The following is an 18039-nucleotide window of genomic DNA, read 5'->3' as shown; positions in this document are numbered from 1 at the left end:
ACCTAAACCAAACCTGAGCTAGTATCTGGTTGAATGTATCGATAGATCGCTTGGTCACCATCGCCAATTTTTTCAAGGAGGGAATTAGAGACCAGTTGTTTGACAACTGGATCTATATCTTCTCTTTTTCGGCCCAGCCTAAGGGCAATGCCATCCAATGTCTCAAACATGTAGGGATTTTCCTGAAAAAACAACGTGCATTCCATCTGTAACGGAAGATTGATCGTGAAATTCATATCGTGAGCCTCCCTAAACCAGTCGGATGAATGGTTTTGTCATAATGTTTTCAACGAGAAATGGACTGGACATATTGCCCTGCGGCGATTTTAATACTTGAAGATACTGATAGCTGCCGTCGACCCAGGTTTTAATGACCCCATGCGAAGTTCTTTCGAGAAAACTGGCTGTTTCGTAGCCGATTTCAGTGAAATTGGATAGAGCGAGCATGCTCATTCCTGCTGAGCTTATCTTGGAAACTTCTTCTGCAAAATATTTAATAACAAACTCTTTCCCTCTTTGGGAGACAATCGTATTTAAATCATAATAAAGGAACCACTCGTCTCCTGACTCATTACGATGGGAAGAAGCGTAACCGAGTTTTTCGTTTATCGTGTTTTTAAATTCCTGATTGGTCATGTTTCCGGCATGAATGGTTGAGGATTCATAGCCAGGCGGCCGTTGGCGTTCATAATGTTCTATAAAAATAACGTGCCCGCTTTTAACATAATCGTCAAGGTCGAGACCAAAGAGCTGGCATAAATACTTTAGATCATATAGATCAACCAAACTGGATAACAAAAGTGCAACATGATCACCCTTAAGCAGCCGGGTTACGATAACCGAGGCAATTATATACCTATAGTTAGCTTTGCTATTTGTATCCAGCATGAAGCAGGAACCTTTTGGGATTCCTCCTGTGAGAAGTTCGTCCAATTTTGCAATGCCAGTGCTGCCAAACGACTGCAATTGCATAGCGGTTTTGTCTTCAATCATTGACAAGGCAGGAACCAAATGAATTCCTTGCTCGTTGATTCGGTAAATGTGTTCCCCTTCCGTTATTTTGCAGCCGCGCATTTTTAAAACTTCCAGCGTCCTTTTCCTGTATTCATTCAGGTGGGTTTTAAGGGAAAGCCTCACGACACCATCAACAAGGTAATTTACGAATGGTACTTCACTCTGTTCTGATGAATTGGATTCCTGAATGAGAAGAGAGGTAAGTTTTAGCTTTCTCAATATGTTCCGGAGTTTATAAAGCGTGTTTCTGCTCTCTTTTAAATCATTAGATGCGAATTGAAAAAGGCTGACGCTGTCAATGACAATTCTTTTACAGCCAATTTCATTAACAATATTTTCAAAAAGCCCATTCGGCTGCTCCATTTGCTCTATCAAGATTTCTGGAGAGATACAAATGACCCGCAGCATATTGGCTCTTTCTAAAGCCTTAAGATCCCATCCAAAGGCCAGTAATTCAGCGTAAAGCTGGTCAGGAAACTCTTCGAAGGTAATAAAAATTCCTGGTTCATTATGGTCAACAGCACCATGATAAAGAAACTGCATTCCTAAAATTGTTTTCCCAGTACCAGGCAGACCTTCCACTAAAACCGTGGAACCAGTCGGAAACCCTCCGCTTATAACAAAATCTAGTCCCTCAATCCCACTCGCTGTGCAGGAATTCATATAAGATCGCCCCTCTAGAAGTATATATGGTCTATCATTAATGTCTTTATTCTTATCGGTAGGCTAAACGGCCCCCTTAACTATTATTGCATAAAAATACGAATTTGGGTGCGTCTTTGGGTGACAGGCACCATCCAAATATCTGGAAACATCCCGCCTGCTCCATATATTGGGCATTGATAAACCAAACAAAAATGGGTAAGATAACTCTACAGAAGTCATCCGAAAAGGTGACAGGAACCATCCATTTTTTGGGACTTGAAAAGATCATTCAAATCAGTTACTATAATATTACTAGCTGCATTGTTCGTAACCATAATAAAGTTTTAACCTTTAAGCTGTAATAGGGAGTTTTAATTGAAGCCGAAATGACAAGCCTCTGTCTATACGACAAGGAGGACATGCAGGAAGGTTTCTGCGAACACCCACTTTGAGGAGTGGTGGTTTAAAACTTTCTTATATTTATTACGGCAATTGCGGCTGTACATACACATTCACAAACCAGTTTCCAATCGGGAGCTGGTTTTTTGTATAGTAAGGATCAAGGATTGATTTCCATTTAAATGGGTGGTGCCTGTCACCTGGGAAATATCGGTCTCTGGTCTTAGTGTGCTGTAGGGTGTTGGGCTGTTGGAAAGAAGGGTATAGTGGTGTAATGTAGAGGTATTGGGAGAAGTTTTTCTCTTCACAGGAAATTCCCATTATTTTAGTGAAACTCTGTGCTGGTTCATTCGTATGAATAGATAAGATGAAGTCAGGAGTCGATTATAATGAATCCATTTATAACCTTTCTTGCAGGAGCGTTCGCAGCTATTCCTGTTGCTATAACAGTTTGGTTTGTAAGCTTTTTTGGCTTTGACCAAGCTTTCATGCTCTCATCCCTCATTTCCTTAACAGGAGGGGCAGCCACTTATTGGCTGACGGCTGTTGTTTTAAAGGGACGATTCCTGAAGCGGCATCAGCTTACAAGGAAAGAATACCAATACATTAAAAAGAATACAGAAGAAGCAAAACATAAATTAAAGCGTCTGCACAAAGTCCTGTTTAAGATCCGCCATGTCCCAAGCCTAAAGCAGAGGATGGATCTGCTAAGAATGACACGAAAAATTTATAAGCTGACGCTAAAGGAACCTAAACGATTTTACAAGGCTGAGACATTTTATTTTTCGCATCTAGATTCAGTCTTGGAGCTCAGTGAAAAATATGCGTTTTTAGCATCGCAGCCGACAAAAAACCGTGAACTCGAACATTCCTTGTTCGAAACACGCCAAACGCTGTATGAATTGACCCAGGCCGTTGAACGAGATTTAGATCAAATCATTTCAGATGATCTTGATCATTTGAATTTTGAAATTGATGTGGCCAAGCATACAATCAAAACGCATCATGAAACACAAGCAATTGAAGAAAACAGGAGGTTAAAATAATTATGAGTGAAAAAAATCCAAACCTGTTAAATAATACGGGCACTGCATTAGATGATATTTTAGCCAATCCTTTCGGGGATACAAATGAATTAACGGATCCAGTTGCCCAGCCTCAGCGCCAGACACAAACTTCAGAAAATGGGAAGCCTGTAAAGCTGATTGACGTGCTCCCAGAAGAAAATCGCGCTAAGGCCTACGAGCTTGCGGAGCAGATTGACCCGAAAAATCACCAGGCGATGATCCTGTATGGCACCCAGGCTCAAGGCAAGCTCTTAACTTTTTCTCATGCCATGCTTGAACATGTCCAGAAGAAGGATGTTGGCGAAGTTGGGAACATCATTAATGATCTGATGAAGCATTTGAATGATGTGAATCCTGACGAATTAAAGCAAGGGAAGAAAGGCCTCCTCGGGCGTATGTTCGGGAAAATTACCGGCTCGGTTCAGGAAGTAATGTCCAAGTATCAAAAAACGGGAGCTCAGATTGATCGAATCAGCGTAAAGCTTGACCGCAGCAAGAATGCCCTGTTATCCGACATTTCTCTGTTGGAGCAGCTTTATGAAACCAATAAGGAGTATTTCCATGCTTTAAACGTTTATATTGCAGCGGGGGAAATAAAGCTTGAGGAGCTTCATGGAAAGACCATTCCAGAACTGAAAAAGACGGCCCAAGAAACAAACGATCAAATGAAGTATCAGGATGTTAATGATATGATTCAGTTCGCTGACCGCCTTGATAAACGGCTTTACGATTTAAAGCTGAGCCGCGAAATAACGATCCAAAGTGCTCCGCAAATTCGTCTGATCCAAAATACCAATCAGGCGCTAGTGGAAAAAATCCAGTCCTCAATCGTAACGGCTATACCACTTTGGAAAAACCAGGTGGCGATTGCATTGACTCTGATTAGGCAGCGCCATGCTGTTGAGGCTCAAAAGCAGGTTTCAAAGACAACGAACGAATTGCTGCTTAAAAATGCTGAAATGTTAAAAACGAACACAATTGAAACGGCCAAAGAAAATGAACGCGGCCTTGTTGATATTGACACTTTAAAGAAAACTCAGGAAAGCTTGATGTCCACTCTTGAAGAAACGCTCAGGATCCAGCAGGAAGGCCGCAACAAGCGCCGGCATGCTGAAACAGAACTAGCAAGCATGGAAGACGAACTAAGGCAAAAGCTGCTTGAAATAAAAGGTGAATAATACAGAGTCTGGCCCGGGACGAGCTCTCGGCCAGGCTTTTTTTTATCGTGAGGAAACTTATAAGTTGTAGTGCCCAGCGACTCGAATACACCGACCGCCTCTCTACGATAAGTTAACACCGAATCGCTTCCGGTCTTCGTGTCGGCTCCGGCATACGTCGCTGCGCTTTTTTAAAAGTGCCATTGTTTTATTAATCAAACGTTTGATTAAATGTAGCAGGTTACTTCCAGACATAAAAAAGGCCTGCACTGGAAAATTCCTGTGCTGGCTTTTGGATTTTAGGGCGATTTTATATGGATCAAAATAGGAAACGTTACTTATAAAACTGTGGATTTGCACTGGTAACAGGTTACATCATTCAGGTGTTTAAATTTGATTTTCTTAAAATCCTTTTTGGTAAAAGTATAAAAGTGATTATAAGTGAATCCGCATTGACACTTTTTCTGATCTCTAACGATATGCCTTTTTTCACTTGCTTGATCAGTTATAGTAGGAAGATACATGGGGGTCCCTCTCTTTATCAAGATTTGCCATCTTGGCAACCCGGCTGCCGTGTCATTTTATATGGTTTAGGCCCGTGGCTTTGCGTCTTTTACTTTCGTAAAATTTGCCCAACTCTATTTTACCATATCGAATTTTGTCGAATAGATTAAATATAAAAATTTGTTCATCTTATTCGATATTATGGATAGGGTAAAAGGGGGAATCAGGTATGTTATGTGAAAGCTGCCACGAAGCTAACGATGGTGATGCCAAATTTTGTACCAATTGCGGAGCATCTCTCCAACCAGGAGCCGCACAACCATTTGAGCTTAATGAGTCGCCTATAAGATTTAGCGGAATCGCCAGCAGGAGTAATGCAGTTGCGGGCATTAACACCCCAATTGATATGAAATCAAAGAAGTTTTTTCAAGCGTTTTTATAAAGCATACGGAAGAAGACGCCGAGAAACTTTTCTTTGTAGGAACGAGCCAAACAACGCCAGCAATTGAGAACGTGCTGGACAGCTGGCCGCGGCATTGGCTGTTTGCCCAGGTTTTCCTGATTGTCGGCCTGCTTTATTTTGGTATGTACATTGGTGTTGAAGAGTTTAAAACCCTAATTTTCTTCCGGGGCTGATTATTCTTGGCTCATTCATGGTTCCGCTGACTATTCTAATTTTCTTTTGGGAAATGAATGTCCCTCAAAACATCTCAATTTATAAAATAACGAAGATCTTATTTACTGGCGGGATTTTATCACTCATAATCGCCGTTTTTCTGTTCGAGTTCTCTGGCAGTACTAGTGTGATCATGGTCGGAATAGTTGAAGAAGCGGCCAAGGTACTCGCTATTATTTGGTTTTTAAAAGACAGACAGGTTAAATACATATTCAACGGATTGTTAATCGGTGCTGCCGTCGGCACAGGTTTTCTGCCTTTGAGTCAGCAGGGTATGCGTTAAGAATGGTCTTGTATACTGGTACCCTGGAATCTATGTATTCAACCATCTTTTGGCGAGGGGTATTAGCACCTGGGGGCCATATTGTCTGGGCGGCTTTATCAGGAGCGGCGATTTGTATGGTAAAAGGGGACAAGGCGTTTGAATGGTCTATGCTGAAGGATAGCCGATTTTTAAGGATATTTGCGATTGTTGTATTCATGCATGCCATGTGGAATACAGAATGGCCGCAAGTTCTAGGCCTCCCTTTTGCCCAGATTTGCCTAACAGCCATTTCGTGGATTATTGCTATGGGTGTTATGAACGCTTCCCTAAAAGAGATAACCGGGTTCAAACAGATTCAAATGGAGCAAGCCACAGTTATTCCGCTTCACAACTCCATCTCGGAACAGAATTATAAAATGTGAAAAATCAGAGTGAGATTGCCGGTTGTACTTCGTGCCGATATTTAATTAACAAACGCAGATGCCTTATCGTAACGGGTTCGGTTTTCGAATACTAAAACTAAATTAGCACACCAATTAGCACTCCCATTCGCAACTGAATTAGACTGCTTCTTTTTTGTTGATAAATCTGGGTTTTTAATAAAATGAACGGTGAAAAAACCTTGTAATTCTCACCCCTTTTAACATGATGACATGAATTTTTGTCAGCGTGAGAATTCATATGCTAATTGTTATGTTTATCCTTAATTCAGTAATCAGTGATCTATAAAATAAGCGGAAATTTTACCGTTATACTGCAGAATAGAGCTCGGTTTGGGTATGTAAGCGGAGATTTTCCCGTTAAGTAAAGCAAAATGATCGATTTTTAGGTTTTTGACTTAAATAGGCGGAATCTTTCCCTCTATTTAATCCTCCATTTTGAGCTTTTTTCTAATTAAGAGGAATTTCACCCCTTATTTATAAACCATGCAGATTCCCTCCTGGGCACCGGTACTGAAGATGTTTTTGTATATGAAGTAACGAATAGTATAGAAGATTTCGATAAATATAAAATGATTTTCCGCGGTAATGGAACGATTGTGCATACCGAGAAGCCTCCGGAAAAAGTATCCCGTCCGAAGCCATACCGAAATACAGAGTTTTCGATATGGGAAGGAACATGGGATCACACTGTTGAAAACAAGGAAGGGTATATAGAAGAAATTAAAATTACCAACACGAATCCGCTCCGATTTTCTTTCCATTTACATTCTATGCTTGGACAAAACATAGGAGATATTGAAGGTATAGCCTATTATACTAGCAATGATACCGCTGTATTTGATGACCGAGTTGAGGACCCGACAAACTGGGGCGAGGGCTGCCGGTTAGAGTTTGTTATGGGGAATGACGGAGTCCTAGCCATTGAAGCAAGCGACGAGTGCACCGTATATGGCGGACTGAACGTCTCCTTTGGCGGGAATTATACGAAAAAGAACTAAATTGAGCTTGCCCAGGTTGCCGTTTGGTTCGTGTTGAACAACCTTTAACCGCTTAGGCCATTAAGCTATGCTTGGTATACGAATAGCGGAGTTATGAAAATAGTCTAATGATTACGCAAAATACACTCTATTGTTTTATAATAAATAAAAGAGTTTTAAAAGGGGAGTAGCAACATGCCACAAACATTAGCAAAGGAAACCTATTTCTATGCGTTCAGTAAAGAAAATCAAACTGCGCTGAAGGTGCCGTCCGGTTCTCAGGTGGTGGTTGAGACGTATGATTGCTTCCAGAACCAAATTGAGTCTGAGGACGCATCGTTTAATTCGATTGATTGGAATCAGATTAACCCTGCCACTGGGTCAATTTATGTGGAAGATGCTCAGCCAGGTGATATTTTAAAGGTGAAAATTGATAATATCGAGCTAGGCAACAAAGGAGTTCTCGCTACAGGACCTGGGCTAGGCGTTATGGGTCATCGAATTGACGAATTCACGGTAAAAATGGTGCCCATTGTGGATGGGAAAGCGGTATTCAATGAGAAGCTAAAACTCCCATTAAATCCGATGATCGGTGTAATTGGTGTTGCCCCAGAAGGAGAGCCGGTCTCCTGTGGTACTCCAGGTGCGCATGGCGGCAACATGGACACGAAGTCCATTACTACAGGAGCGACTCTGTATTTCCCTGTTTTTCAAGAGGGTGCCTTGTTTGGACTTGGAGATTTGCACGCAGCCATGGGTGACGGAGAAATTGGCGTCTCAGGCGTGGAGATTCCCGGAAAAGTAACGGTAACATTGGAAGTTATTAAAGGAAAATCAATTCCTTTCCCATTTGTAGAAAATGACGAGGGTGTAGCAGCCATTGTTTCAATGGAGACACTTGACGAAGCTGCTAAAAAAGCAGTCGAGCTTTTCGTTGATACCTTGCTACCGCATACAGATTTGACGATAGCTGAACTGACTATGCTTTTCAGTGCTGCTGGACAGGTCCAAGTATCACAAATTGTTGATCCACTAATCACTGCAAGGTTTTTAGTTCCAAAATATATATTAGATGCCTATCAAGTCAGCCTGTTTGAATAGAGTGATTGGAAAATGAAGCTGGGGGTAAACACCTGCTCCCGCCGAGACAGTCTACATTAAATGTAGAATAATAGAAGCGAATAAGCCTGCTCACCTTGGCATAGGGGAGCAGGCTTTTTATTTGGAAGATTTAGAGAACGATCTGGTAAATTGCTGGGATTTTTCTGCTAATTAACCTCATAGTTATTTGTTTTCAAGAGCTTTAACCAGTTCCTCACCCATTAATTCAGAAGAGAAAGGGTCCCGGCTTGTAATAATTTGCTCATCAGCCCATACAGCGTATCCCTGTTTACTTAAGTCACCTTTATCGTACGAAGCGATATTGGCCATTTCTTGTTCAAGGCTAAATGGTAAAATTTCCAGCAGGCCCTCTGGCTCAATTTCATCCGGGTAGCCAGTCACTTTTTTTCCTGCTATTATACTCTTTCCATCGGGCCTTAATGTCCATATAAGAGGGGCTGGTCCATGACATTCAGCAGCGACGATTCCTCCATTATCATAAATCGTATTAATAATACGATGAAGGTCCTCATCTCTTGCTAGATCGTACATAGCACCATGGCCACCAACTATTAAAACTACATCATATTCTTTTGGATTTATGTCAGATATTTTTTGCGTATCTTCTGCTCTTCCTGACTCATATAGGGCCTTGTAAGTGCCTTCTGGGTCATATTCAGGTAAAAGACTAACCTGATCTACGTCTGGATTTCCTCCTAGCGGGGAAGCAAGGTCAACCTGGTGACCTGCCTTTTCAAGAGCTTCTAACGGAGCAAAAAGTTCTTCTCCCCACCAGCCAGTTTCGTATTTATTTTTCTCATCCTTGTAGCCGCTTGATAGCACTGCTAAAACTTTTGCCATATAGCTTTCCTCCATTACTTATAATTTCCCCTCAAAGTAGATTAATCCATACCAATGAATATCAATTACTGTCTTTCTTTTTGAGGTGGTCCTTTGTGATTAGCCTTTTTTCTATGCAATCACTTGTTTCTTTTCACGTCCGAGTCACTTTCTAAACCTGTTTGCAATTTGGCCGATTCATAGAGACAGCTTCGAGTCTACTGTTGTGATTCAAAGTATTAACGAAAAGAATAGAGCAGGTTTGATGTAATAAATTCCTTTTCTAGCTGAGACACTGTTTAGTATCTTCATGTTTTGTTGAAAAATCCTTATAAATTATCACCGCCCGATTCCGGCTGCAAATTCCTTTCAAAACATTCTCAAATGCCAAATACGCACAAAGTGATCCGCGGTTTATATAACAGTTACGGATATCCAATCAGCAGGCATATTAACACAGAATGGTCAGCTGACATCGTCTATCTCTTAATGAAACCAATAGAATGGCTTTTCCTCCTTGTATTGTACACCGTGGACAAGAACCCGGAGAATAGAATTGCTGTCCAGTACAGTGAGCTGAGAAAGTAAATTTATGGATGGTGCCTGTCACCGTGTAATTACTTGGTAATGACCTGGTAATCACTTGGTAAATCTCCATATATCCTTTGTCTTCAATAAAAAAATAGAGCTGGCAGGTTGCCAGCTCTATTTGTTTGGAAAATAATTGGATGGTGCCTGTCACCAGTTATCGTCACCAGTTATCCTATTTTGGTGAATTTATGGTTTTGCTGGATTAGCTGGATGAATGGTTCGACGTAGGCGGGATCGAATTGTTTTCCGGAGCATTCTCTTAATTCTCGTATCGCTTCTTCGAATGTTTTTGTTTTTTGGTATGGGCGTTCTGTTGTCATAGCATCGAAGGAATCAATAATACACAAAATCCGGGCCAGCTTAGGAATGTTGTCACCCTTTAATCCATGTGGGTAGCCTTTGCCATCTAAGCGTTCATGATGAAGCTCAACGAGCGGAATCAACTCTTCAAGCTGTTTGTTTGTCGAGATAATTTCTTTGCCGAAAATAACATGCTTTTTCATAATTTCCCATTCAATTGGCTCAAGCTTTCCCTTCTTATTGATGATATCGCGCGGTACCTCGAGCTTTCCGATATCATGAACCAAAGCACCAAGCGTTAAAACTTTACGCTCATGTTCGCTTAAATTCAGCTTCCTTCCAAAATCAACGGCATATTGGAACACACGTTTACTGTGCCGGTAGGTGTATACGTCTTTTGAAAGAAAGATTTTGAGCTGCTGTTCTGCTTCTTCAAGCTGTTTCGCAAAAGTCTGAGAGTCTTCAGTCAGGTATTCTGTTTGTTCATTGTATATTTCAACCAGGTTCTTACCAAGTGATTTGGCATGATACATGGCTTGATCTGCTTTGGTGAGAATTTCGGCACTGTTATAGGTTCCTTTTTCTAGCTGAGCAATACCAGCCGAAAAGGATAAACAGCCATAGGGAAGAGCTTCAACCCCATCGAAGTGGGTGTCATTTACAAGCTTCCTTAGTCTGTCCATAAATATCAAAGCAGCGTTCTTGTCTGCAGCAGGCATTAGTATCGCAAACTCTTCACCGCCATAACGGGCAACAGTATAATCATCTGCTTGGGCTTGCGCTTCGATTAGAGTTCCGAAATCTCTCAGAAGCTTATCTCCCTGGATATGCCCGTATACATCGTTATATTTTTTAAAATCATCAAGGTCAATTAGGGACAAGCTTAGTACCTGGCCAGTTTCTTTTGCATCAGTGATCTGGGTTTCTAATATCTCTTTAAAATAGCCATGGTTATTTAAGCCCGTTAAATAGTCTTTGTTCGCTTTGTTGGAAACCTCCTGATATTGCTCGAAATGCTGAATAAACGCAATGGACAGCAGCATAGCAATACTGACAAACAGAAATAGCCCAAACAGGCCTACAGAATCTAGTAGTATAGCCACAACAAAAGAAAGCAGAAAGATATTGAAGTAGCTAACCATGAAGGTCTTGTCCTTCATGAGTTCTGATAGTAAATTCTTAAGGCCATCACGTTCAGCCAGAAGAAAATAAATAGAAATAAGGATCGTGTTTAAAAGAAAATAAACGGTCATCGATACAATATATGGGAAGAGATTAGAAGTATCAATACTGCCAACCTGGCCTCCGGTAAAGATAAACGAAAAGTCGGCTAAAATAATCATTATGCTATAGGTTGAAAAGTTAAAAACGTGCTTCCACCATTCTACCTTCCATTGATAGACCCAATATATTACGGTATAAAGAAATAAAATGTTTAAAGTTAGGTCAAGACCAAACAAAAAAATACTTGCCAGAAAAATTGCCGAATCCATAGAAATACAGTTTCCATTTGGAGGAATGATAATTCTATAGTGATTTAAAAGAAGAATTGAGCCAACAAGAGCGAAAATTGTCACAGTCTGCCCATTTGGGTCCAACTGAACTTGAGTAAACTTTAAAAAAGTACCGATACCAACAACGGCAATGAATAACAAGTATAAATTATATGATTTTTTTAATGCCTGCATGATAAAATCACTCTCATTTATAAAATAGAAGGGAGAAGTGATTGTAACATCAGCTTCTCCCTATTTCAGTGTTAGGTTAGCTTGAAACCAGAAGTTAGTGCAATAATTAAAGAACCTAGAATAATTGCATTATATAATAATGTTGTCTTTTTCAACTTATCTCACCTCCTTTTAAAAGAGGGGCGGCAGCATCATCAGTATCGTTTCCTTCTTTGAGATGATCGAGCATCAAATGCTGGATAAATAAGAAAATTCCCACGTTCATTATAACATCGCCGATGCTGATAATCTGGGTACGTGGATAAGGATCAGATAAAGGAATAATATCACCTAAAAATCCGAGTTTGGAAGCTTCAGTTAAAAGCGCATGCTTAGCGTACAATCCGTCTTTAAGGGCGGCAATATAGCTGGGGTCCAATACGGCTGCCGCTTCCGCAGAAACGGGCATCCTGCCTCCGTTTACCACCATGACAAGAAAGTTAAGAAATACCCCCGCTAAAATTAAGTTAAATCCAGGGTGATTTCGGTTTAGGAATAAGAAAGTTAACCCTACTATATATACAGCGATGTAAAGGTAACCGCTGATCTGGCCAAGGGTTTCAATTTTATTTTGCAGTGAGAATACACCAATCTGAAACACCAGCAACAAAGGGAACACCCAGCCCCAATTGAGTTGTAACGTATACATGGCCTTTAAATTGCCTTTTCGCAAAAACCCTACAATAAATGATAATATTATTCCGTCGAATACCATGCTCTATTGTTCCCACCTATAACTTTTAAATTTAATAGAATGGTAGGTACAAATCACTACTTCAATCTATTACCTGATAAAAGTAAATATTTATAATTTCATCATAAAATTTACAGTGACAAATTACAACAGATTTTTCAATATTCCCAACTTTAGACACGGAAAAATTTCCTATTCGGACAAGTGGTAAGCTCTACTTACCTATTAATCATTAGTTCAATTTAATCCCCCCTCCTTAAAAGGCTAAACTGTAAGATTGTCGTAGTTAGGAGAACCAGTATTTTATCGACCTGTCAGGTTGTTCGACAGACTTGATCAATAAAATCCTCCCTTTGATACGATTTTTTATGATTTAAAGTCTTTTTTGAATTAATCCATCATTAAAAGAGATTTATGTATCAATCAAGGCGATTTATCCATCATTCACTTTGATTTATGCATCACAAAACCAGTTTTATTGCCAAACCTGTGTCTGAATTGTGAGAACCAGACAATGGGAGGATCTCGTGTCTAATAAGGTTGCTTTTAAGGGTGAGAGAAACTGACTATATAAGGAAACGATTGAAGGGTTAACTCTATAAACAGGAAAATATTTAGTTAGTGTCTAGAGCTTATAATTAATACTTTTTGTAAAAATATGAGAGAATATAATCGGTAAGAGATGAAATAGGAGGGGATAGTATGCCGAAGAGTTTACAGGATACAACTACATTACATAATGGTGTAAAAATGCCGTGGTTCGGGCTGGGAGTTTTTAAAGTTAAGGAAGGCTCAGAAGTCGTTGATTCAGTAAGGAATGCCATTAAAAATGGCTATCGCAGCATAGATACCGCAGCCATCTACAAAAACGAAGAAGGTGTAGGCCAAGGAATTCGAGAAGCAGGAATTCCTCGTGAGGAACTATTTATTACATCAAAGGTCTGGAACTCCGATCAAGGCTATGAATCCACGCTTGAAGCATATGAAACAAGTTTAAAAAAACTTGGCCTTGAATATTTGGATCTTTATCTGGTGCACTGGCCTGTAAAAGGGAAATACAAAGAAACCTGGAAAGCAATGGAGAAGTTATACAAAGATGGCCGTGTTCGAGCGATCGGCGTAAGTAATTTTCACGTTCATCACCTTGAAGACGTGCTAGCTGATGCTGAAATCAAACCAATGGTTAACCAAATTGAATACCATCCGCATTTGGCTCAGCCTGAGGTTCGTGAGTTCTGCCGAAAAGAAGGCATCCAGATGGAGGCATGGTCCCCGCTGAAGCAAGGGGAGCTTTTGTCTGAGCCAGTGATTATCAAAATTGCAGAAAAACATGGCAAGTCGGCGGCTCAAATTATCCTAAGATGGGACCTGCAAAACGAGGTCGTAACCATTCCAAAGTCGATTAAAGAACACCGTATCATTGAAAATGCGGATATCTTTGATTTTGAATTAACAGCAGAAGAAATGAAACAGCTTAATGGATTAAACAAAAATGAACGGATCGGTGCAGATCCAGACAACTTCAACTTTTAAAATCGCAAAATAACGTAGACGGCCAAATCCTTGGCCGTCTTTATTTTTGGGAATTACCTGTGAGGTGCCTGTCACCATCCATATTCTGGATAGAGATTTCCGGATGGCACCATCCAAAGGATTTCCAGTTCACGTATTCAATGAGATTCAGCAGTTGTCTGAATCATGTCTATTTGCAGTAGGCCGTACATATTCTTGAACAAGGGACTTGTTCAAGGAGGAGGCTTAGAATGCGCAGAAGGTTTCAGCCAGCAGCGGGCTTATTCATTGGGATTGGTGCCATAATAATTGTTGTCGCGATTGTTCTTGTTGTACGAATTTTATTCTTTTCACCGGCCAACCAAGCAAAAGCAACAGTTGAAGAATTTTATCTTTATGAGCAAGAAGGGGACTTTTCTAACTCCTGGAATCTATTTCATCCGCTCATGAAAGAAAAATTCACAAAGGGCCATTATATTCAAGATAGAGCCCATGTCTTCATGAATCATTTTGGTGTCGAGACATTTACTTTTACTATTAGCGAGCCTGAGGAGCTTAAACAATGGAAGCTATCAAAAGAAGCAGAAGAAATGCAGAACATTTATAAATTCTCAGTAACCCAAACCTATAAAGGTAAATACGGACACTTTGATCTCCATCAAAACATTTACACCGCCAAAGAAAAAGACGAATGGCGAATATTATGGGATTATAATAAGTAATCCAAAAAGGCCACCAATAAGGTGTCTGTCACCCAATTAGATATACAGGTCTTTGGAATCATTTTTATATGGAACGGTTTAGTGATAATAAAACCTGGGAATTTAAGAAAAAAGGCTTCAATTACACATAATCCGGTTATTCGGCAAATTCCACTGTAAAGATGGAAAAATCTTTACTTATTGGAAAATGTTTGATAATTTAAATTTATAACACATAGATCGTACGATAACGGCAAAATCACTGAAAAGTGGTGACGCAAAGCTTTAGGGACTAATGTTATCAAAAGGTAACGATGTCAGCCAGCTTCCGAATACGATTCTCCTGCGGTTTATGTGGCTAAAAGGAGGAGTTTTTGTGTTGAATTTACTAGTTAAAATGAAGTGCAAGTTCCATTTATTCTTGCAAAGGCATAATGAAGCTTTAGTTCAAGATGCGCTCAGTGACGACCTGAAATCAAGATTAAAAGCAAAGGCCAGCTACCACGGCCAAATAGCAACGTTGTTAACATCAAAACTCAATTAACCAACGGGCTGCTTGTTTATCAAGCAGCTTTTACTGTGGGCTCTGTAAAAGCAGCTCTCTTTCCACGGACACAGCTTAGAGCTCTCTCGCTCGTACCTCGCTGCCGGCTCATGCTGGCTCGTTTTTTCGAGGAGTATCCTAATTTTATCTATTTAACTCAGCCTTTGTACCAGAATAAAGCTAACCTACGCCCCGATTAATAACTTCGAACGAGCACTGACGGCTTTTAAAATAAACAATTTATCCTGCTTCGATAACATACTCCAACTTCCAGCCTTAATCTTCACAGAGATCACATCCTTTTTTGATAGAATATTTATCATCTAAGATGCCGGTTCGTCAGATTCCAGTATTTTCATATACTTAATAAATAACCCTAATCTATCAATCGAAACAACAAAAATATCTACAAAATCCTCCGTATTTCCCGAGAAATGATTGTGTTTATGTCACAATTGCTCAGAATGGCATTGATTTCCGTTTATGTAGTAGCATTTCATAAAAGATCTTGCAGGTTGATGACGAATCCTTTTCTTTATTTTTCTATTAAAAAAGGTTTTAGAATACATCTAAATAAAAAAACTTCAGAGTTTTATATTAGGAACATGGGTACATGTCCATAACCTCACTCTGAAGGAAGTTTAACCAAGTCTAATTTTTTTGTAAATCGGCTACTAAAATATACCGCTGTGGTGCGTCGCCAATAAAGTTAAATGGATAGCACGTTGTTACAGTTAAGGTTGCCCTTGGTTTAGGAACGATAACAGTTCGGTCATCAGCATCAACAATCCGAACCTTCCGAACTTTATAGGTAAACTCTCCAGCAGAAGTGTTCACTACCAGCAAATCACCTTCACCGACCTTGCCCAGCTCTCTAAAAACGGTATCGCGATGTCCAGAAAGCACAGAATTATCCTTTTCACCTGGAAGGACACTGCCAGCGAAGTGGCCCACGCCTTTTTCCAGTTCATCTTCATCTGTTCCATGAAAGATCGGCAGCTCCGCAGATAGCTTGGGGATTACAAGTGTTCCAAACTCTTCACCGATTTTAGGGCGTTGAGAATAGATAGCAGAAACATCGGATTCTGTTTCCTGTTCAGCCATCTTGGCTACTGCTGTTGCTGAAGGCTCTTTTGGTGCCCTAGCATTGTCCTTCAGCAGGGGAGCAGCATTAATCCATAAAAGATAGACTCCCGCTAGCATCAAAACAATGCTGATAAGCTTGAATCCTTTTTGAATCATGCTTTAAAAGCAGTCCGTTTACGGAACATAAAAGCTCCTGCCAATAATAATCCAAAACCTAAAAGAGCACCTTCTGTATAATTTCCAGCAGTGTTAGGGAGTTTGCCGCCTTTGACGGTTTTAGGATTCTTTACTTTATCAACAACTTTTACAGGCTGTGTCGTAATATCTTCAATTAGGTCTGAGCCAAACAAGTCAGCCGTTAAAATTACATCAGCCAGGAAAGTACCTTCAAGGTTGTATAATTCAATCAGCATATCTGCGCCATTAGTAGATTGGAGTTTTGCTAGTTCTGCATCTGACAGAGCTGTTTTAGTTCCGCCCTTTACAAGGTAAAACTCAGCATTTAATTCAAAAACAGCTAGCATGTCATACATGATATCCATTAACTCCGCAATTTCCTCTTCAGTTAACTCTTCAGCGCTTTCGAAATCACCTAGAGCATCCATTCGCTCCATGATTTCTGTCATATTCTGCTCCATTACCAATGGATCCAAATCAGTTAATGACAAGAAATGGTTTGTCAAGTTAGCAAATTCCTCATCAGTTATTCCAAGTTCTCCAAACATATTAGGAACCAGATATTCAACAACTGCAAATTCAAGGTCCTCAATAAATTCATAGTTTTCTAGAGAATCATTATTTTGAGAAAGAAGTTCCTCTAACTCATCCAAAGTTAACTCAAAATCCTTAAGAAGCTGCTGCAGGTTTTCGTCATTAATAGGGGTACCTGAGTAAAAATCAATCGTTTCCGTCAAAGCATTGATGAAAAGGAATTGATCAGCTACCGTTGTGTTTTCGTCTATTTCATCATACTCCATTAAAAAGGCGATCAGTTCCGCCTCATCGGCAAAACCGTACTCGGTTAAAAGGACTGTCAGGTTTTCAATGTTAATCAGTTCACCAAGAAAATCGGAAAGCTCGTCCGCAGTTTCAAAGTCTTCTAAAGTCACATAATGATAATAGTCAAGGTGTGCTGACAGTTCATCCTCTGTTACCTCGTTTTCAGTTAAAAAAGTCTCCAATTCGCCACTCGGAATTGCAGCGAGTGAAACAGATGGTACCAAAAGTCCAAAAGCCAAAGTGACCGCCATTAATAAAGATGCAACACGCTTCAAATTCATTTCCTCCATTTGTAAATAATGTATATAACATATATTAATATAATCCTAAAAATCTAAAATAAATAGTATTGATTTTAATAAACTTTTAATGTAAAATTATTTCCATTTTACAATATTACAAAAGTATCATAAAACACGAAAAAAGCAAGACCAAGTGATGGTCTTGCTCTTATTAATAGAAATAGGTTTCTTATCCGAAAATACGCTTACGAGGTCTGCTCCATAGTTTAACGTACAAATGCCCTTCATTACATTTGAAGAGTTTTATTCCGATAAGCTTTAAAGGAGTAACCATTTCTTTCATCTGCAATAAAGGCATGTATCTTTTCCCCCTGTAATCTTTGTTACTTAATTTTACCGAAATAAAGAACGTTTTAATACATATTGTTCTCGATTAAATACAACATAGTTCGGCAAAATAATCTCTGTTTTACTGGGATTAAATTAGAATAACGTCTATTGATAGAGAAAAAAAGGGGATATATAAAGAGGGTCTGGTTACTTTATTAATGGATA

16 protein-coding genes, 1 other RNA gene, 1 pseudogene and 2 riboswitches are annotated in these 18039 nt (G+C 39.7%); of the genes and pseudogenes, 11 read left to right on the top strand and 7 right to left on the bottom strand.

What is annotated here, in order from left to right; translation table 11 throughout:
• Positions 1-2 precede the first annotated feature (2 nt).
• A complete protein-coding gene (locus tag HRJ06_RS03640) occupies positions 3-236 on the bottom strand; it encodes a hypothetical protein (RefSeq protein ID WP_174729049.1) in 234 nt (77 codons plus the stop codon).
• Positions 237-249: 13 nt separating this feature from the next.
• Positions 250-1677 carry an ATPase domain-containing protein gene (locus HRJ06_RS03635; RefSeq protein ID WP_174729046.1) on the bottom strand — a complete coding sequence of 476 codons (1428 nt, stop codon included), beginning with the start codon at positions 1675-1677 and terminating at the stop codon, positions 250-252.
• Between the two features lie 292 nt (positions 1678-1969).
• On the opposite strand from HRJ06_RS03635, the gene ssrS reads away from it, so the two are divergent.
• From ssrS to HRJ06_RS03595, 7 genes and pseudogenes are all read left to right on the top strand, one after another.
• Positions 1970-2164: non-coding RNA, 6S RNA (ssrS, locus tag HRJ06_RS03630), on the top strand.
• Between the two features lie 283 nt (positions 2165-2447).
• The gene (locus HRJ06_RS03625; protein ID WP_174729043.1) at positions 2448-3104 is read left to right on the top strand and encodes a 5-bromo-4-chloroindolyl phosphate hydrolysis family protein; all 657 of its coding nucleotides are present in this window, start codon (positions 2448-2450) and stop codon (positions 3102-3104) included.
• 2 nt (positions 3105-3106) lie between these two features.
• Positions 3107-4303: a toxic anion resistance protein gene (locus HRJ06_RS03620; protein WP_174729040.1), complete on the top strand. Its 1197-nt coding sequence runs from the start codon at positions 3107-3109 to the stop codon at positions 4301-4303.
• Between the two features lie 534 nt (positions 4304-4837).
• Positions 4838-4925, bottom strand: a riboswitch (cyclic di-GMP riboswitch).
• Between the two features lie 90 nt (positions 4926-5015).
• Positions 5016-5228 carry a zinc-ribbon domain-containing protein gene (locus HRJ06_RS03615; RefSeq protein ID WP_174729037.1) on the top strand — a complete coding sequence of 71 codons (213 nt, stop codon included), beginning with the start codon at positions 5016-5018 and terminating at the stop codon, positions 5226-5228.
• 211 nt (positions 5229-5439) lie between these two features.
• Positions 5440-6149, top strand: a pseudogene (locus tag HRJ06_RS23660) (PrsW family glutamic-type intramembrane protease).
• A gap of 590 nt (positions 6150-6739) precedes the next feature.
• Complete coding sequence (locus tag HRJ06_RS03600) at positions 6740-7168, top strand: hypothetical protein (RefSeq protein WP_174729029.1); 429 nt, start codon at positions 6740-6742, stop codon at positions 7166-7168.
• A gap of 174 nt (positions 7169-7342) precedes the next feature.
• Positions 7343-8248 (top strand): acetamidase/formamidase family protein, encoded by a 906-nt coding sequence (locus tag HRJ06_RS03595; RefSeq protein WP_174729026.1) that lies wholly within the window; start codon positions 7343-7345, stop codon positions 8246-8248.
• Positions 8249-8431: 183 nt separating this feature from the next.
• Here HRJ06_RS03595 and HRJ06_RS03590 read toward each other — a convergent pair whose 3' ends face one another.
• Complete coding sequence (locus tag HRJ06_RS03590) at positions 8432-9109, bottom strand: type 1 glutamine amidotransferase domain-containing protein (protein ID WP_174729023.1); 678 nt, start codon at positions 9107-9109, stop codon at positions 8432-8434.
• Between the two features lie 363 nt (positions 9110-9472).
• On the opposite strand from HRJ06_RS03590, the gene HRJ06_RS23560 reads away from it, so the two are divergent.
• Positions 9473-9676 carry a DUF6688 family protein gene (locus HRJ06_RS23560; protein ID WP_338421045.1) on the top strand — a complete coding sequence of 68 codons (204 nt, stop codon included), beginning with the start codon at positions 9473-9475 and terminating at the stop codon, positions 9674-9676.
• A gap of 170 nt (positions 9677-9846) precedes the next feature.
• On the opposite strand, the gene HRJ06_RS03585 is transcribed toward HRJ06_RS23560, so the two are convergent.
• Both HRJ06_RS03585 and HRJ06_RS03580 read right to left on the bottom strand, forming a co-directional pair.
• A complete protein-coding gene (locus HRJ06_RS03585) occupies positions 9847-11667 on the bottom strand; it encodes a bifunctional diguanylate cyclase/phosphohydrolase (protein ID WP_174729020.1) in 1821 nt (606 codons plus the stop codon).
• Positions 11668-11818: 151 nt separating this feature from the next.
• Entirely contained in the window at positions 11819-12421 is a 603-nt protein-coding gene (locus HRJ06_RS03580; RefSeq protein WP_174729017.1) for a DUF5317 domain-containing protein, read from the bottom strand.
• A 681-nt stretch (positions 12422-13102) separates the two neighbouring features.
• On the opposite strand from HRJ06_RS03580, the gene HRJ06_RS03575 reads away from it, so the two are divergent.
• The 3 genes from HRJ06_RS03575 (at position 13103) to HRJ06_RS03565 (ending at position 15157) form a co-directional block, all read left to right on the top strand.
• Positions 13103-13933, top strand: coding sequence for an aldo/keto reductase (locus HRJ06_RS03575; protein ID WP_174729014.1), 831 nt, complete (start codon positions 13103-13105; stop codon positions 13931-13933).
• A gap of 230 nt (positions 13934-14163) precedes the next feature.
• Positions 14164-14634 carry a hypothetical protein gene (locus tag HRJ06_RS03570; protein ID WP_174729011.1) on the top strand — a complete coding sequence of 157 codons (471 nt, stop codon included), beginning with the start codon at positions 14164-14166 and terminating at the stop codon, positions 14632-14634.
• Positions 14635-14855: 221 nt separating this feature from the next.
• A riboswitch (cyclic di-GMP riboswitch) is annotated at positions 14856-14946 on the top strand.
• Positions 14947-14989: 43 nt separating this feature from the next.
• Positions 14990-15157 carry a hypothetical protein gene (locus tag HRJ06_RS03565; protein ID WP_174729008.1) on the top strand — a complete coding sequence of 56 codons (168 nt, stop codon included), beginning with the start codon at positions 14990-14992 and terminating at the stop codon, positions 15155-15157.
• Between the two features lie 651 nt (positions 15158-15808).
• On the opposite strand, the gene HRJ06_RS03560 is transcribed toward HRJ06_RS03565, so the two are convergent.
• Positions 15809-16360, bottom strand: coding sequence for a class D sortase (locus HRJ06_RS03560; RefSeq protein WP_422392711.1), 552 nt, complete (start codon positions 16358-16360; stop codon positions 15809-15811).
• A 35-nt stretch (positions 16361-16395) separates the two neighbouring features.
• A complete protein-coding gene (locus HRJ06_RS03555) occupies positions 16396-17517 on the bottom strand; it encodes a processed acidic surface protein (RefSeq protein ID WP_174729003.1) in 1122 nt (373 codons plus the stop codon).
• Positions 17518-18039 lie beyond the last annotated feature (522 nt).

Origin of the sequence: Mesobacillus harenae (genome assembly GCF_013343715.1) — a bacterium.
In the GTDB taxonomy this organism is placed as follows: domain Bacteria; phylum Bacillota; class Bacilli; order Bacillales; family Cytobacillaceae; genus Mesobacillus_A; species Mesobacillus_A harenae.
Note: the sequence above shows the minus strand (reverse complement) of the source record. Positions and strands in the feature narration are given on the sequence as shown.

What these genes read in the sequence shown, in the direction of transcription:
- HRJ06_RS03590 (WP_174729023.1), bottom strand. Translation starts at nt 9,109, where the DNA reads ATGGCAAAAGTTTTAGCAGTGCTATCAAGCGGCTACAAGGATGAGAAA.
- HRJ06_RS03640 (WP_174729049.1), bottom strand. Translation starts at nt 236, where the DNA reads ATGAATTTCACGATCAATCTTCCGTTACAGATGGAATGCACGTTGTTT.
- HRJ06_RS03575 (WP_174729014.1), top strand. Translation starts at nt 13,103, where the DNA reads ATGCCGAAGAGTTTACAGGATACAACTACATTACATAATGGTGTAAAA.
- HRJ06_RS03560 (WP_422392711.1), bottom strand. Translation starts at nt 16,360, where the DNA reads ATGCTAGCGGGAGTCTATCTTTTATGGATTAATGCTGCTCCCCTGCTG.
- HRJ06_RS03595 (WP_174729026.1), top strand. Translation starts at nt 7,343, where the DNA reads ATGCCACAAACATTAGCAAAGGAAACCTATTTCTATGCGTTCAGTAAA.
- HRJ06_RS03615 (WP_174729037.1), top strand. Translation starts at nt 5,016, where the DNA reads ATGTTATGTGAAAGCTGCCACGAAGCTAACGATGGTGATGCCAAATTT.
- HRJ06_RS03600 (WP_174729029.1), top strand. Translation starts at nt 6,740, where the DNA reads ATGATTTTCCGCGGTAATGGAACGATTGTGCATACCGAGAAGCCTCCG.
- HRJ06_RS03635 (WP_174729046.1), bottom strand. Translation starts at nt 1,677, where the DNA reads ATGAATTCCTGCACAGCGAGTGGGATTGAGGGACTAGATTTTGTTATA.
- HRJ06_RS23560 (WP_338421045.1), top strand. Translation starts at nt 9,473, where the DNA reads ATGCCAAATACGCACAAAGTGATCCGCGGTTTATATAACAGTTACGGA.
- HRJ06_RS03585 (WP_174729020.1), bottom strand. Translation starts at nt 11,667, where the DNA reads ATGCAGGCATTAAAAAAATCATATAATTTATACTTGTTATTCATTGCC.
- HRJ06_RS03580 (WP_174729017.1), bottom strand. Translation starts at nt 12,421, where the DNA reads ATGGTATTCGACGGAATAATATTATCATTTATTGTAGGGTTTTTGCGA.
- HRJ06_RS03625 (WP_174729043.1), top strand. Translation starts at nt 2,448, where the DNA reads ATGAATCCATTTATAACCTTTCTTGCAGGAGCGTTCGCAGCTATTCCT.
- HRJ06_RS03570 (WP_174729011.1), top strand. Translation starts at nt 14,164, where the DNA reads ATGCGCAGAAGGTTTCAGCCAGCAGCGGGCTTATTCATTGGGATTGGT.
- HRJ06_RS03620 (WP_174729040.1), top strand. Translation starts at nt 3,107, where the DNA reads ATGAGTGAAAAAAATCCAAACCTGTTAAATAATACGGGCACTGCATTA.